General features: G+C 49.8%; 12 protein-coding genes. 10 read left to right on the top strand and 2 right to left on the bottom strand.

The features are described from left to right. Nucleotides 1-288: 288 nt before the first annotated feature. The 3 genes from F557_RS0116400 to F557_RS0116390 are packed head-to-tail and all read left to right on the top strand — an operon-like array spanning nucleotide 289 to nucleotide 2,840. Entirely contained in the window at nucleotides 289-693 is a 405-nt protein-coding gene (locus F557_RS0116400; protein WP_019003296.1) for a winged helix-turn-helix transcriptional regulator, read from the top strand. Between the two features lie 21 nt (nucleotides 694-714). Beyond that, a complete protein-coding gene (locus tag F557_RS0116395; RefSeq protein ID WP_019003295.1) occupies nucleotides 715-1,653 on the top strand; it encodes a DUF3737 family protein in 939 nt (312 codons plus the stop codon). Next, entirely contained in the window at nucleotides 1,650-2,840 is a 1,191-nt protein-coding gene (locus F557_RS0116390) for a MalY/PatB family protein (protein WP_019003294.1), read from the top strand. The genes F557_RS0116395 and F557_RS0116390 overlap by 4 nt, the downstream gene beginning before the upstream one ends. A 77-nt stretch (nucleotides 2,841-2,917) precedes the next feature. Here the strand turns inward: F557_RS0116390 and F557_RS20550 are convergent, their stop codons facing one another. Continuing rightward, the gene (locus F557_RS20550; RefSeq protein ID WP_019003293.1) at nucleotides 2,918-4,066 is read right to left on the bottom strand and encodes a nucleoside hydrolase; all 1,149 of its coding nucleotides are present in this window, start codon (nucleotides 4,064-4,066) and stop codon (nucleotides 2,918-2,920) included. Between the two features lie 335 nt (nucleotides 4,067-4,401). On the opposite strand from F557_RS20550, the gene F557_RS23550 reads away from it, so the two are divergent. The 7 genes from F557_RS23550 to F557_RS22450 all read left to right on the top strand — a co-directional run bounded on the left by F557_RS23550 (nucleotide 4,402) and on the right by F557_RS22450 (nucleotide 14,935). Further along, complete coding sequence (locus tag F557_RS23550) at nucleotides 4,402-4,524, top strand: hypothetical protein (protein WP_019003291.1); 123 nt, start codon at nucleotides 4,402-4,404, stop codon at nucleotides 4,522-4,524. After that, nucleotides 4,502-6,109: an alpha-amylase family protein gene (locus F557_RS20545; RefSeq protein ID WP_019003290.1), complete on the top strand. Its 1,608-nt coding sequence runs from the start codon at nucleotides 4,502-4,504 to the stop codon at nucleotides 6,107-6,109. Before F557_RS23550 ends, F557_RS20545 begins: the two co-directional genes overlap by 23 nt. 273 nt (nucleotides 6,110-6,382) lie before the next feature. After that, nucleotides 6,383-6,868 (top strand): tetratricopeptide repeat protein, encoded by a 486-nt coding sequence (locus F557_RS20540; RefSeq protein WP_019003289.1) that lies wholly within the window; start codon nucleotides 6,383-6,385, stop codon nucleotides 6,866-6,868. A gap of 197 nt (nucleotides 6,869-7,065) precedes the next feature. After that, nucleotides 7,066-8,916 carry a bifunctional metallophosphatase/5'-nucleotidase gene (locus F557_RS0116365; protein ID WP_019003288.1) on the top strand — a complete coding sequence of 617 codons (1,851 nt, stop codon included), beginning with the start codon at nucleotides 7,066-7,068 and terminating at the stop codon, nucleotides 8,914-8,916. A 188-nt stretch (nucleotides 8,917-9,104) separates the two neighbouring features. Continuing rightward, entirely contained in the window at nucleotides 9,105-9,890 is a 786-nt protein-coding gene (locus F557_RS0116360) for an AAC(3) family N-acetyltransferase (protein ID WP_019003287.1), read from the top strand. Nucleotides 9,891-10,083: 193 nt separating this feature from the next. Beyond that, nucleotides 10,084-10,557 (top strand): hypothetical protein, encoded by a 474-nt coding sequence (locus F557_RS0116355; RefSeq protein WP_019003286.1) that lies wholly within the window; start codon nucleotides 10,084-10,086, stop codon nucleotides 10,555-10,557. A 571-nt stretch (nucleotides 10,558-11,128) separates the two neighbouring features. Further along, a complete protein-coding gene (locus tag F557_RS22450; RefSeq protein WP_019003285.1) occupies nucleotides 11,129-14,935 on the top strand; it encodes an RCC1 domain-containing protein in 3,807 nt (1,268 codons plus the stop codon). On the opposite strand, the gene F557_RS22830 is transcribed toward F557_RS22450, so the two are convergent. Continuing rightward, nucleotides 14,932-15,276 (bottom strand): IS66 family transposase (locus F557_RS22830; protein WP_019003284.1); only part of this gene is annotated, 345 nt, incomplete at its 5' end. The two genes, F557_RS22450 and F557_RS22830, sit on opposite strands and share 4 nt — an antisense overlap.

The following is a 15,276-nucleotide window of genomic DNA, read 5'->3' as shown; positions in this document are numbered from 1 at the left end:
GTATTTATTTGAAAAAATTAAACTTTATTTCTTAACGGTACCTAGCAAGAAAAAATGAATCCCCAAAGCAATCTCCCGCCAGAAAAGTAGTAGGGGGAACTATTTTCATTTACTTTCTTTTAGAAAGTGTTATTCTTCAGGAAAGTACACTCCTTTTATTCTGTTCTGAAACGGGCGAATATACGCATTAAAGGATGTGTACAGATTATTTTTGAAGCACTTCCTGTCAGTTCCGGCTATCCCCGCGAGAGCCCGGAAACTGGCAGACTGTGATAACAGAGAGGCCCTATGAACAGTAACTGCTATGGCGAAAATGAATGCCCGGTAGAAACCGCCCTCCGGGTGGTGGGAGGCAAATACAAGGTCGTTATTATCTATCATCTCCGGGACAGGGCGCTGCGCTTCAGCGAGCTTCAGAAGCTGATCCCCGAAGCCACTGCCAAAACACTTACGAAACAGCTCCGGGAGCTGGAGAATGATTTTCTGATTTCCCGCAAGGTTTATGCCGTAATCCCCCCGAAAACTGAATACAGCCTGACTCCTCTCGGAAAAACACTGCTGCCGGTACTGAACAACATCTGCGAATGGGGCGGCGAGTATATCAGGGAGCGCTACACCCTGGAGCACAATCCCCAGCGCAAGCTGATTGTCTCCGCCGATATCCCGAACGAAGACGGCAGTTCTGAAAACTGATTTTGAGAACAGGAAGCAGCAATGACATCAAATATCAGCCAAAACCCTCAGATCGGCGGTTGCAGCACCGTATCCTCCAGAATATTTTCCGGCGAGAGAGCCCTGTTTCAGGCCCGGGATCTTGCTATTGACGACTGTATTTTCGAGAATGGCGAATCCCCCCTCAAGGAAGGCCGGAATCTCCGTCTTAACGGCGTCTCCTTCAAATGGAAATACCCCCTCTGGTACTGCCGGAACGTGGCGGTTTCCCATAGCACCTTTTTTGAAATGGGCCGGGCCGGAATCTGGTATACCGACGATATCACCATGACAGACTGCCTTTACGAAGCCCCCAAGGGTTTTCGGAAGGTACGGCGGGGCCGTCTTGCCAGAGTCCAGTTTACGAACGCCCTGGAAACTCTCTGGAACTGCGCGGACATGGAGCTCGAAAACGTAACCGCCCGGGGGGATTACTTTGCCATGAATCTCAGCAAGGCCCGGATCTCCGGTCTTACTCTGGTAGGCAACTACGGCTTTGACGGTGCCCGGGACATTGAGATCTCCTCCTCCCGGCTCCTGACCAAGGATGCCTTCTGGAATTCCGAGAACATTGTCATCCGGAACTCCTTCATTTCCGGAGAGTACTTTGCCTGGAATTCCCGGAACATTACCCTGATTGACTGTACCGTGGACAGCCTGCAGGGTCTCTGCTACATCGACGGACTTACGCTCAGAAACTGCCGGCTTTCCGGAACCAGTCTGGCCTTCGAATACTGCCGGAATATCGACGCGGAAATCAGTGGCGGCATAAAGAGCATTTTTAATCCCGAAGACGGCAGAATCATCGCGGACGAGGTAACGGAGCTGATCCTGGATCCTGCAAAAATAAATCCCGCCGCCACCGAAATCGTGGTCAGAAACGGGAAAAAGCCGGATCCGGTGCCGGTGCCCCGGGAATTTCTGCCAGGGAGAGCGGCATGAAATACGATTTTGAAACTCCGGTAAACCGCCGGAACGAGTATGCTCTCAAATGGAGCGGCCCCGAAACCGAGCTTCCCATGTGGGTGGCTGACATGGATTTCCGTACCGCCCCGGAGATCACGGAGGGACTTCTGGAAACAGTCCGGGAAGGAATATTCGGCTACACCGGCATTCCCCGGATCTGGTATCAGGCCTACCGGGACTGGTGGCATCAGGAGCACGGTCTCTCCGTTTCCGAGGACTGCTTTGTCTTTGTATCAGGAGTGGTGCCCGCGCTCTCATCCATTGTAAGAAGAATCACCCTGCCCAATGAAAAGGTCTGTATCATGCCTCCGGTATACGGGATCTTCTGGAATTCGGTGGAAAACCAGGGCCGGAGAGTCCTGGAATGCCCCCTGGTCTACCACCGGGAAACCCTGTCCTACAGCATGGATCCGCAAAAACTGGAGGAATGTCTCCGGGATCCCCAGTGCACCATGCTGATTCTCTGCAACCCGCATAATCCCACGGGTCAGATCTGGTCCCGGGAGGATCTGAAAACAGTGGCCGATCTGGCCGAAAAGCACGGAGTTACCGTGGTTTCGGATGAAATTCACTGCGACATCACGCTGCCGGGCCGGGCTTATACCCCCTTTGCCGGAGTATCCGAAAGCGCCCGCCGGAACAGCATTACCTGCATGTCAGCCTCCAAGGCTTTCAATCTGGCCGGTCTGCATTCCGCGGCCGTAATGATTCCGAATCCGCATCTCCGGCAGCGGATCTCCCGGGGACTTAACAATGAGGAGCTGGCCGAAAGCAGCACTCTGGGAGCCCGGAGTGCGGTGCTGGCCCTGACCCGGGGCCGGGACTGGCTTCTGGCGCTCCGGGAAACCCTGCAGAAAAACCGTATGCTGGCCTCCCGTTTCATCAGGGAGGAGATCCCCGGAATCCTGCCGGTCCCGGCCGAAGCTACCTATCTCCTCTGGGCCGATATTGGAAACATCACGGCGGATGACCAGAAATTTGCCGCCTTTCTCAGAACAGAAACCGGACTCCGGATTTCCCCGGGAAGCGGGTTCGGAAACGCGGGACGGGGGTTTATACGGATCAATCTGGCCTGTCCCGAAACTACGCTTATGGACGGACTTGCCAGACTCCGGGACGGCACCGAAAGGTTTGCTCAGAAAATGAAAAGCCGGGAACCGTAGTCCCGGCAGCTGCGAAAAAGGCCGGAAGAACCGGCCTTTACTGATTATTTACGATCCGGAATCATTCCGGCCCGGAATCAGAATTTCTCCAGATAGCTGTAAAGCATCTTCCAGAAGCGATCCTGATCAATTTCCTGAACAATGCTGGCGCTTCTGGCACCCTCAGGAGCCTCATCCTTCATGTAGGGAACAGTACGGCCGTAGCTGGCTCCCGGCTGATCCACACAGTCAATGTAGGCATGACGGGTGGAGAGAATCAGGGAAGGATCAATGGTTATGGCAGCGGCAATAACGTCCCAGACAAACCAGGAGAACTTGCCGTCCTTGTCAGCATCAAAACGCTTGGCGAAGAAGGATTCGTTAAACATCTTCAGAAGCTCCGGGTTTTTGATATGGGAGCGGATCTTGTTGAAGCGATCGTGATCCATGATGGTCTTGTCGGTAACATCGAGAGCCACGAAGGTCTGGTTGTCAAAAGGAGCGCGGTAGGCAACCCTGGTGGATTCCGGATCCAGCCAGATATTGAACTCGGCGTTCTCATGAGCATTTCCCTTCACCCAGAAAGCGCCGCCCATGTAGATAACCTCATCAAAAAGAGCAGCTACCTCGGGATCCTTCTGAACGGCTCTGGCAATGTTGGTGGTAGGACCGATGGCCACCAGCTTAATCTGGTGCGGGTACTTGTGAGCCATCTCAATAAGATAGTTTACCCCGTCCTCCCGGATCTTCACGTCAGGAGCACTGACACCGTAGTGCTTTTTGTAGGCATCCTTCCAGGATTTCGGATTATCGGTTTCCTGTGCTCCGATATAGCCCTCCATGACATCGCCGTAGGAGGCCAGCTCCTTTTTCAGGATATCCCGCCCGAAACCGCCGCCCCGGCGATCCGGATACTGCTCGCCGATGGCCAGAACCGGCTGCGGCTTCTGGGTCTTCATTACGGAAAGCTGCTTCACAAGATAGGCCATGCCGTCATTGGCCCAGGAATTTCCGGTAACGGTAACCACTCCCAGAAGATCAATGCCGGGATCATTCTGCAGCATCATCATGGCAATGCCGTCGTCAAAAAGCTCTACCATGTCAGTATCGAGAATAACCTTAACCGGAGCCTTCGCCGGAGTATTCATGGCCGGGGCCTCTGCTGCCGCAGCCGTTCCTGCGCAAACCATGCTGATAAGCATGCCGCAGGCAAAAGACAGTGTTCTTTTTAAAATATTGTTCGTCATTCCAAAACTTGTCCTGTATAAACGTTTATCACTAGCCCGGACGGATTTCCGATCCCTGACAGCAAACTGCCGGATTCCGGAAAGGCGGCCGAACTGGCCCAGCCGCGGTTATTGTACCGTCACCTGAAAACACCGTAACAGCACAGAGGCCATAAGTGCGGGTAAGGTAGCAATTTTCAGGAAATTTCACCAAAAAACTCATTTTCAGGAACCGGATCCGTAAAATTGCGGATCCGGCTTTCTTCTTATGTGGCGGCGGAGCTCCTCCGTGCTAAAATAACCGGACGGAAGCCCTTACCGGCGTTATTAACCCATTATGACTATACGGATACGAAATGACTCTGAAATTGCACAGGCTTTATTCGGCCCTTCTGACTTCCATTTTTGCAACCTCTCTTGCAGCCTGCGGCGGCGGTGGCGGCAGCGGCGGCGGGCATGACGGACCCGGTGAATCCTGAAGTGGTAGCCTACGAAATCGGCAGTGTGAACCAGAACTTCTACAAAAACAGCCTTTACTGCAACCGCAGCACCGAAGAGAAGGCTGATAAGCTCTGCGGACTCCGGATTTACCAGGTAATGGTGGAGGCCTTCAGTAACGGCGACGACTCCATCAATTACGGCATTGGCTACGGCACCAGCGACCACAAGGGAGACATTCAGGGCATCATCAACCGTCTCGATTACATAAAGGATCTGGGAGTTAACGCCATCTGGCTCACCCCGGTATTCCAGAGTGCCCTCCTGACCGACCATACAACAGAACTTGACGCCTCCGGCTACTACGGGGAGGATTACTTTAAGATAGATCCTCACTTTGGTGACGAGAACACCCTGAGAACTCTGGTGGAGGAAGCGCATAAGAGAGGTATCTACATCTTCCTGGACGGAGTTTTCGGACACTTCAAGGATACTATTCAGAGAATATCCCCGGACGGTCATGTGGTTAACCAGACCAAGGACTGCAAGGATATCCCTGCCAGTGCCCTCTGCGCTGACTACAATGTTCCCGGATCCACCGGAACCCAGGACTTCTTCAGAGACGTAGCTGTTTACTATGTAAAGAACTACAAGATAGACGGCTGGCGGCTGGATCAGGCCTACCAGGTTCCTGTGGAAAGCTGGAACGATTTCAGCTCCGCCGTGGAGAACACCTCGGCTACGGTATCCTACAGTCTGGACGGCGAAAGGGTAAATCCTCTGGGATACATGGTGGGGGAGATCTGGAGATCCAATGCCGAGATGACCGAAAAGGGCTACGGCACGGAAAGGCTTCCGGGACTCAAGTCCAATTTCAACTTTAATGTCAGATATGCCATCACCCAGGCACTGGCGGTAGAGGAATCCGGCAACCACAGCCATACCGGCACCGTAATCCGGACACAGCTCCAGGACAACGAAAATGCCTTCCCGAGCTTCGCCATGCCGAACAACTTCCTGGGGAACCACGACCTGGTCCGCTTCGGAGACCTCATTCAGCGTGCCAAGAAGCTTAACGCCATCAAGGACGAGAAGTACTGGAACCGCTATATGCTGGCGCACATGACCACCGCAGTACTGAGCGGCCCCATGACCGTCTACTACGGTGATGAATGGGGACAGGAGGTGCCGAACTTCGACGTCAAGAAGGATGAAATGGGCTACTACGATGATCATGTATCCCGCGTAAACGGCAAGTTCTCCGGCTTTTCAGAAGAACAGAAGGGACTTATGGAGGTCTTCACGCTCCTGATGGAATACCGCAGCAAGCTGAAGTCTCTCTACATGGGCAGCATGACCGACATCAAAACCGACGATGTGCTCTTCTCCATCAGAAAGGATTATGAGGATGAGTCGGTATACTTCTTCATGAATGTCCGGGAAGATAAAACCGCTGACATCAAGCTGGACACTGCTGTTACAGGCGGTGCCGGAGAGCCTCTTTACGACCTGACAGCCTGCGAGGAGCTTCCGGCCGAAGGAAATGCCTTCCCGATCCTGCTGGAGCCCCTTACCGCCATTCTGCTGGGCAACCAGGACGCCTACAGCAAGGTATGCGATGACTGACATGATACCCTTCCGGCAGCCCGTCGTGACGTGAGACCGGAAGCTCTTTCATAAAAAGGACACCGCATCTGCAATGTCCCCCGTAAGCTGAACAGGCCTGCGGGGGCATTTTTACTGCCTTTTCAGATTTGTCCGGAAAAAACACTAAAAATTCGTCCGGCAATGTCCTGCAATTTTGAAACCGGTCACCCTGACGGAAATGCAAGATAAATATAATGAACAGCGGCATATCACTTCACCGACTATCAGCGGACAGCAAGGAAAATTCACGCCATGACCAAACTTAGAACTTTTCTCATAACAGCACTTCTGGCAGCTCTTCCGGCATATTCCCCGGCCGCCAGTCTTCAGGCGTATGAAAAGGCCTGCCAGGCCGGAAACGGCGCTGCCTGCGGCGAAATCGGCGCCAGATACTGCGCCCCCTGGGGGGTTATCGACTGCGAAAAGGGGAAGGAATACCTGAAAAAATCCTGTGACCTCAATGTCGCCAACGGCTGCGGGGCCCTGGCCTCCATCTATGAAAAGGGCTACGGCGGCACCCCGAAGTCTCCCGAAACTGCCCTGAAATACTACGAAAAGGCCTGCGATCTGGGAAGCCCGGAATACTGCTACATCACCGGGAACCGCTATAAAAACGGCAGCACTCCTGCGGGAGCCAATCCCGCCAAGGCTCTGGAATGCTTCAAGAAATCCTGCGATGCGGGAATGGAGGATGCCTGCCGGGCCCTGAATGATCTGCTGGACAACTCCGGTATCTGAACAGAACCCGGCTCCGGAAAAGGAAGCCAATCTTCCTGAAAGCTGACTCCGGAAAGGAATTCCGGCAGGGAAAATCATCTCAAATGTCGGAAATCTCTCAAAAAAACAGCTGTGTTTTCGCTAGAATACCGGGGTTAGTGGTACTTTTTGTCATCAGAAAGTGTTTTTGAGTTTTACAGAATTTTGAAAGACAGACTATGAAATCATATTACAAAGAAGCTGCTCTTACAGCACTGGCTCTGGCTGTTGCCGCCTGCAGCTCCACCTCCGGCACCAGTGCCGGCAATACCGCTCCGGACAATGTCACTGACGCCAAGCTGGCATCCCTGAACAGTCCCGATCCGGAAATCGCCTCCCAGACTGACTTTTCACTGGAAATTCTTCATGTTAACGATGTGCACTCCTACATCGATCCCAACAAGGTCTCCCTGAAGACCGGATCCGGTCTTGTCAGAGTAAAGGTGGGCGGACCGGAGGCTATCAAGTCGGTCATTGAAGAAAGACGGCGGGATAATCCTAACGTGCTGGTTATCTCTGCAGGAGACCAGATCACCGGCAACGCCTCCAACTATGACAATTTCCACGGCGAAGCTGATGCGGCCCTCCACGGCATGTACGGCACCGATTTCTATGTTTACGGAAACCATGAATTTGACCACGGCGGAAAGGGCCTGCGCACCTACGTGGATTTCATGACCAAGCTGAGTCCCCAGTCTGTGCTCCTGAACTCCGACATGACAGTCGGACCGGCCAGCCCGCTCAGGGGACACAACGGAGTTACCCAGTCCTTCCGGGAAATTGACGGCCATACCGTAGCGTTCTACGGAGCCACCACCGGAAAGAAGATCGTCCACAGCTCCAGCCCGGATCCTGACATGTCGTTCATCGACACCGTTCCGCTGATAAACCAGATGACCGCCAGAAACCGCGACAAGGCCCAAATCCATGTCCTTGTTACCCATCAGGGCGTCGTTGCCGATCGTACCAATGCCCCGCTTCTGAATGACGTGGACATCATCGTCGGCGGCGATTCCCACAGTCTCTGCGGCGATTTCTCCAAATACGGCTTCAAGGGCGAGTGTACCTACCCTATGACCCGTGTTAATGCGTCCGGACACAAGATCTGCGTGGTTCAGGCCAACGAATACGGCAAAATCATCGGCGATCTGAAGGTATCCTTCGACAAAGACGGCAACGTGCTCAAGTGCGAAGGCACTCCGTATATGCCGCTCTGGGTGGATTCTGCCGAGCTCAAGGGAGTTCCGAAGTCTCCGGACAACAAGACCACTGCCGAGGCCGAGGTCAAAAACCTGATTAACGAACCCGGAAGCCCGTTTATCGAGGCCCGTTTCAGTCAGGCAGCTCAGGACGCCATGAAGCCCTACCGTGATGCCATCAAGGCCAAATTCACCACTCTCGGCCAGGCTTCCCAGGACACCTGCACCACCCGCTACCCCACTGACGAATGCGTTATCAAGAACGGCCCGAATCCCTACGGCTCCGAAACCTGCAAGGTATTCGGAAAGGTATTCCTGGACGAGCTGGGCGGCGATATCTATCTCGGAAATTCCGGCATGTTCCGGGTTGACATGGAGGAAGGGGAATTCACCGACGGCGATCTGCTGGCCATTATCCCGTTCAGCAACGAGATGAAGCAGGTACGGCTCACCGGAAAGGAATTTGTATCGGTGCTGAATCAGGTAATCCGCTACATCAATGCGGACACCGCAGCCCGTGACGGCGGCACCCCCTGCGGCTGGGGCTTCACCTATGCCATGAAGATGAGCGGTGACAATCCGGTTACCGAGGTCATGTTCACTGACAGCAATGGCAAATCCACTCCCATTGATCTGAAGAAGACCTACCGGGTTATTACCACTGACTACGTTCTGAGAGGCAAGGACGGGTTCGCCCTGCTGAAGAAGAAAAAGGCCGGAAAGTCCCTGGGCATTGATGCCGATATTGTCAAGAACTACCTTAAGAAGCACGGCTCCTTCCCTGAGCTGAGCGCCGAGGAGTTTAAGACCATTACCTCCTTCTCGGAGTAAGTGCCTTTTCTGAAAGACCGATATCTCCCCGGAAAAATTCCGGAAAGATAATATGAGGCCCTTCTGATATCACGTCAGAAGGGCTTTTTTACGGACAGCCCCGGGGATATTTTAAAATACTGCCCAGGCTGCTAATCCTGTGCTATATTCACGGAAGTTCATAATTATCAAGTTAAGCAGGCAGCTCTATGAAACCGGTAACCAGAAACGACATTCTCAAAGCCTTTCAGGACCTCGGCATTGTTCCCGGGGATACCCTGATGGTTCACACCTCCCTCTCCTCCATCGGCTACGTGTCCGGCGGCGCTCAGACGGTTATTTCCGCCCTGACGGAAGCAGTCGGAGATAATGGCACCGTTATGATGCCGACCCAGTCCTGGAAAAACCTGGATCCCGAAACCGGCGTGCACTGGGAGGTTCCCCGGGAATACTGGCAGGTAATCAGAGACACCTGGCCGGCCTACGACAGGAACATCACTCCCACGAACACCATGGGAGCCGTAGCGGAAATGTTCCGCTCCTGGCCCGGAACCCTGAGAAGCGATCACCCGGCCAGATCCGTGGCGGCATGGGGCTGTAATGCAGCATTTCTGACCCGGGATCACGATCTCTCGAATATCTTCGGGGACGGCTCGCCCATTGGCCGGCTCTACGATCTGGACGCCAGGGTGCTTCTCATTGGTGTCGGCTATGACAAAAACACCTCGCTCCATCTGGCCGATGCCCGGGCCTCCTACCCCGGAAAGCATTTCTGCACCGAGCACAGCGCCGTAACCGAAAACGGCAGCAGAGTATGGAAGAGCTATGAAACGCTGTTTGTCGACGGTGAGGATTTTAATGATATCGGAAATGCCTTCGAAAAGGAGCAGCCGGTAGCAGAGACTCTGCTGGGAAAGGCTACAGTAAAACTGATGAGCCAGAGAAAGCTGGTGGACTTTGCAGTTTCCTGGATCGAAAAGCACCGGGGCCGGTAGCAGGAACCCGGAAAGCTGCAGAATTCCGGCAGGGAGAGGCCGGCGCCTTTCCATAGCTGCCCGGGGAATGATTCCCTGCCGTCCCCGGACGGGGCGGTGATCATGTCCTCCGGAAGGAACACTGCCCTCCGGAAGGAACGCCTCCCTGAAGATTTAAGATTTGCATCGAAACAAAGAACAAAGGATTTCAGAAATGGGACTCATCAAAATCATTCCGGCCAGTCCGGCTGAGAAAAAATGGACGCTAATCATCGGAACCGGACTTTTTGTTTTCACCTCCGTCCTGTACATAAACAGCTGCACGAATACCCGGAAGATTACACCGGGAAAAGGACTGGAAAAAACACTGGCAGAAATGTCCACACTGGCACTCAGACGTTCCGGCCGCAGTGATGCGGTGGTAAAGGACGTCTATAATTACAGCTGCAAAAAAGATCATACTATGTACACGCATAAGTGCACCGCCGAGGCCCGCCTGGAGGACGGCACCACCGCGAAGCTCTGCATTGTCAGGGATTTTCAGGCACCCCGCATACGTTCAGCCAGTAACAGGGTGACTATGACAGTAACACTGTGCGACGGGGATCCCGGTATTGAGATACAGGAGGAATTTCCGTTTTCCACGACCTTTTTTGATTACAGTACCGAAGTGGAAAAAAGCTGGTGATCCGTAAGAAAAGCAGGACCCGTGATTAGGGAGAGATTTCTGAACCAGGCCGTATTCCGCCCGAAAAGACATCCTCTGGTGATACGGCAGCACCGGACACCGGGAGAATTTCTCCGTATGAGCCCCTTCATGATTGCTATTTAAGTAAAAGTTTCACAAACTTTAGTAATTATACTGACTAGCCATTCCCGCAATGGTTTAACACTAAATCTAATCAAAAATCATCACCAGACTGAAAATAGCAATAGCCGATTATAAAGATAGTCAGCCTGATAATGCTTGCGTTATCATCATTTAGAGACAAATAGTAAAATAATTATATTCTTAATTTAAAATCTCAAATAAAGAGCTTCTTTTTGAATATCGGGAGAAAGAACTTGGCGCGGTTTCAGCTTCAAATAATCTTGGGAACTTTTTGCACCGCACTAATTTATTTTTTATGCATAGAACTAACGATTTTGTGATCAGTTCGGATGTTTGATTTTCTGATATTTATTATTCTTTTATAAAGTAAAAGGAATTATTTCATTCCTGCCGTTCTTTCTGTTGTTCCTCAAAAAGGAGCCTGATTATGAAAATCAATTTTTCCAAACTTTCTATTGCAATGGTTGCGGCCATGAGCCTTTCCGCATGCGGCGGCCATAATAATAGCAGCAACAATAACAATCAAAATGCCGAGGATGATTCCGTTTACTTTGATGTGCAGGTAGTTGACGGCGCGCTGGAGAATGCCTGCGGCTGGATCGATCAGATCCCTAACTTCCAGCAGGATGAAGGGGAACCCCGGGCCTGTACCGATTACGAGGGCAAGGCTCAATTTGAGGTTAAGAAGTCTGCTCTCAGGAATGATGACGGCAGTGACCGCAGCAGGCTTAAGTTAATTTTTGCGGCAAACAAGGGGGCTGCTACCAACCATCTCTTCGGTCAGAAACAGGGGCTTGATTTTAAGAAGGATCTGTTTTTCTCCGGCTATGCCTTCATTAAAGACGGCAAGATCGAAAACGCTATGCTATCGCCCTTCTCAACCTTCGTATCCACAGCTCATGAAGCCACCGGCTCCGGCGAACTTTCGAAGGAAGTCTATGAATCCAATATCGATGATCTGGGTGACCTTTTTGGAATTCCGAAGGGAACTCTAGGCAAGATGTACGGCAACAAGGACATTACCAAGCTTTCAAAGGAGGAGATCAGTGCTCTTCTGCCTGAAATTGCCGCTGAAATTCTGGTTAGAAACGGCCTTCTGCCTGACAGCATCGATGACTTGAAGGAAGGCGCCGCTGACAAAAAATTCACACTGGAAGCAGTTATTTCACAAATCTCTGCATATCGGAAGAATGTAGCTGCAGCTAAAGAAAAAATCGCAAAGATTATTGAGGAAAGCACTCCGGAAACAGATATTTTTTCAGAAGCTGTAAAGGCTCTGGAAGAAGCTGCCAGGCTTAAGCCTGATTCCGATCCGGATACTGACACCGGTACTGACACCGGTACTGACACCGGTACTGACACCGGTACCGACACCGGTACCGACACCGGCACTGACACCGGTACTAACACCGGTACCGACACCGGTACCGACACCGGCACTGACACCGGTACTGACACCGGTACTGATACCGGTACTGACACCGGTACCGGCACTGACACCGGCACTGACACCGGTACTGACACCGGTACTGACACCGGTACCGGCACTGACACCGGTACTGACACCGGTACTGACACCGGTACCGGCACTGACACCGGTACTGACACCGGTACCAAGATTCCAGATCAAGAAAATGATACAGTGCCTGTTCAGGTTATTGATGGATATTTGTCATCATCCCAGGTTTGTATTTCTGTCGACGGAGTAACATGCCTTGATGGTAATGATTATTTAAGAATTACTGATAATGAAGGTAAGGTTTATTTTGATAAGAAAACTCTGAAAGAACTGACATCTGTTCATGGAAAAATTAAAGTTATTGCCAAGGTTCAAAAGGATTCTAAGGATATAATAGCAGGTCAGGAAACAAAAACAACAAAGGATGCAGTATTTACCAGAATTTTATTTGATTCCGATATTTTAAATTCAAGTCCTGACAGTTTTAATATACTATCTCCATTTAGCACCATGGTAGATCTGTCCAATCCCGACACTAAAAATGATTATAACGATAGATTAAATGAAGTTGCTGAATATTTTGGCGATAACAACAGTCATGATTTACATACCGATTATAATTATGAAAAAAGCAAATGGCTTATAATTGGTGAATTTTTGACTCGTTTAGGTTTTATGCCATCATCAATGGAAAATTTAAAAATCAAGATCGATAAGAATCAGACCATAACTGACATCTTGAAGGATCTTGAAGCTTTAAAAATCTTTATCAACGATGTCATATCCAGTAATCAAGAAACGACAAAAGAGGCCATCGAAGATGCTCATGAACAGTTAGGTCAGTCATTTAAGATTTTGGCTTCTGGAGTATCTGATGACTGGAGATGTGGTATAACTCAAACAAATAATGCTTACTGCTGGGGACTGGCAATTGACTGGTGTTCCCTTGGGAACCATGAATATTGTGCTGATCATGAAACTGTTTGGAATAAGTATCATCCACAGCAGGGATCTGCGGAACATATGTTCAGTTATGCTCCAGTTCCTGTTGAAGAAGAGGTTGCATGTCCCGAGGATTCTACGGAGGAGCATTGCTATGACAAAATTCCTCCCGTCCGTGATATCTCGTTCTCATACACCAGTGCCTGTGCGGTAACGCTGGATGGCTACGTCTACTGCTGGGGCGAGAATTTGGACGGCGAAGGCGGCCAGGGGGAGCCGGTTCTTGCTGATGGTTCCAACAGTCGTCTGAATGTTGCCCGCAAAGTTGTTAATACAGCCGAACGTTCATATGAAAACCCGTATTTAAACAACATAAAGCAGGTTGTCCATGGTCAGAAATTTGCCTGTGCTTTATCAAATGACGGTGAGGTTTTTTGCTGGGGAATCAACGGTTCCATGCAGCTGGGCAGCTATAACGAAAGCGAGCTTTTAGAAACCCCGTGGCAATCTCCTGATGGCAATCAGTCACTTGGCGAGGTTGATGCTCTGGGTAAGCCAATTATTGAGGCCAGAAGGTATTCTCCTACCCCCTTAAAGGTAACCTTTCCCAGCGAAGTTGCGACTGTTAAGAAGTTATTTGTTGGCTACGATATAACCTGTGCAACGGTGGAAAGGAATGATAATGACCCTCACAATGTTTATTGCTGGGGAAATGATTCAGGGTTGTTAATTACCAACAATGCCGATAATTATGATAAATATCATAAAGAAGCTAATGATGCCGGTTATTTTTTTGATCAGGCAGGAGATGAATATTCAAGCAACCCATTTTTTGATATAGAACAGGATGGTGTTTTTAATTATAAATTATCAGAATCTGAAATAAATTGCTTATATATAGAAAACAATTATCATTTTTTTAGAGATTATTCAACTTTGACTTATTGTCATAATAATTATTATGACATGACATCACATGGTAAAGGGCTGTGGATTATTGATTATGTGATTGAAAGTTTTGCCAGTTCATCGTATGCCCCTACTTTACAAGATAATCCAGTGTGCATGCTTGGACCGACGGATTTTGATTTAAATTCCAATCCGACATATAGCTTTACATATATATCAGGTAATGCAGTGAAAAAGTGTGTGGGGGATGCTCAATACAGGAGATATCATCTGCCATATCTCCTTCAAAAAGGAACCAATTCGCATAATATTTTTCCGATGAAATTTGCTGCAGCAGGTCCAACAAATAATCCATTATTTGAAAATGCTTCAGATATTGCCATAGAGGGAACTAATTTAGCGAGACAGATTTGCGCGGTAGTTTCTAATGGTGAGACATCAAAAGTACAGTGTTTTGAAAACTTAACGTGGAATACTTATCATCCAAACACAAAAGTTTATTTTATAAAAGATCATCATGGCGATGAAATAACTGATGTTTCAAGAATACATGCTACAGAATCTAATATATACATTATGACGGCTCGTGGTTTAGTATACAGCTTAGGAAATAATCATTTAGGATTACTCGGTATAAGTGCAACAAATACCTCTTCAACAGATTCAGGGATTGAAACGGCCTCTCAGGTTAATCTGTTTGATGTAATTAGCTTATCTGTTAACAAGAATTCTGTATGCGCTACCAGAAGGAATAATAACATCAAATATGATACCTATTGCTGGGGCAGTAATATGTACGGACAAACAGGCTATCCCAATGGCGAGGATTATCCGTGGCAATGGTTAGTTGACAATGATAATTGGACGTTGATTTTTGAAAATCCAGATAATTTTTTCGTATTAGGTCTAAAGTCAGTACTTTAGGCCTTCTTAAATTTCCACGGCATAGCCTGCTCAAGAATAGCATTTCTTCTTTCATCAGACAGCGATTCATCTTTCAGTTCGTCTCTGTGAATACCCATATATCTGAACAGAAATTCAAGGTAATCTTCCAGGTCAACTCCATGAGCTTTGCAGGTTTCATGAAATGATGAGAACACAGCCGTAGACTTAGCTCCCTCAATAGAGCCAAATCCGCTGGGCATTGAATGTCTCAGCACTGCAAAGTCACGAATAGCTCTCTCGGCGGCCGAGTTATCCAGAGGAATAGAGCCGTCCTCCAGAATTCTGGTGAATTTTTCCCACTGATTGTGAGAGTACTTGAC

It is taken from the genome of Succinimonas amylolytica DSM 2873 (assembly GCF_000378405.1).
GTDB classification, from domain to species: Bacteria; Pseudomonadota; Gammaproteobacteria; order Enterobacterales; family Succinivibrionaceae; genus Succinimonas; species Succinimonas amylolytica.
This window is presented reverse-complemented; position numbering and strand designations above follow the sequence as displayed.

Excerpts from the sequence above, each read along its gene's own strand:
- F557_RS0116360 (WP_019003287.1), top strand. The coding sequence starts at position 9,105 with ATGAAACCGGTAACCAGAAACGACATTCTCAAAGCCTTTCAGGACCTC.
- F557_RS0116365 (WP_019003288.1), top strand. The coding sequence starts at position 7,066 with ATGAAATCATATTACAAAGAAGCTGCTCTTACAGCACTGGCTCTGGCT.
- F557_RS22450 (WP_019003285.1), top strand. The coding sequence starts at position 11,129 with ATGAAAATCAATTTTTCCAAACTTTCTATTGCAATGGTTGCGGCCATG.
- F557_RS0116390 (WP_019003294.1), top strand. The coding sequence starts at position 1,650 with ATGAAATACGATTTTGAAACTCCGGTAAACCGCCGGAACGAGTATGCT.
- F557_RS0116400 (WP_019003296.1), top strand. The coding sequence starts at position 289 with ATGAACAGTAACTGCTATGGCGAAAATGAATGCCCGGTAGAAACCGCC.
- F557_RS20545 (WP_019003290.1), top strand. The coding sequence starts at position 4,502 with ATGACGGACCCGGTGAATCCTGAAGTGGTAGCCTACGAAATCGGCAGT.
- F557_RS0116395 (WP_019003295.1), top strand. The coding sequence starts at position 715 with ATGACATCAAATATCAGCCAAAACCCTCAGATCGGCGGTTGCAGCACC.
- F557_RS0116355 (WP_019003286.1), top strand. The coding sequence starts at position 10,084 with ATGGGACTCATCAAAATCATTCCGGCCAGTCCGGCTGAGAAAAAATGG.
- F557_RS20540 (WP_019003289.1), top strand. The coding sequence starts at position 6,383 with ATGACCAAACTTAGAACTTTTCTCATAACAGCACTTCTGGCAGCTCTT.
- F557_RS23550 (WP_019003291.1), top strand. The coding sequence starts at position 4,402 with ATGACTCTGAAATTGCACAGGCTTTATTCGGCCCTTCTGACTTCCATT.
- F557_RS20550 (WP_019003293.1), bottom strand. The coding sequence starts at position 4,066 with ATGACGAACAATATTTTAAAAAGAACACTGTCTTTTGCCTGCGGCATG.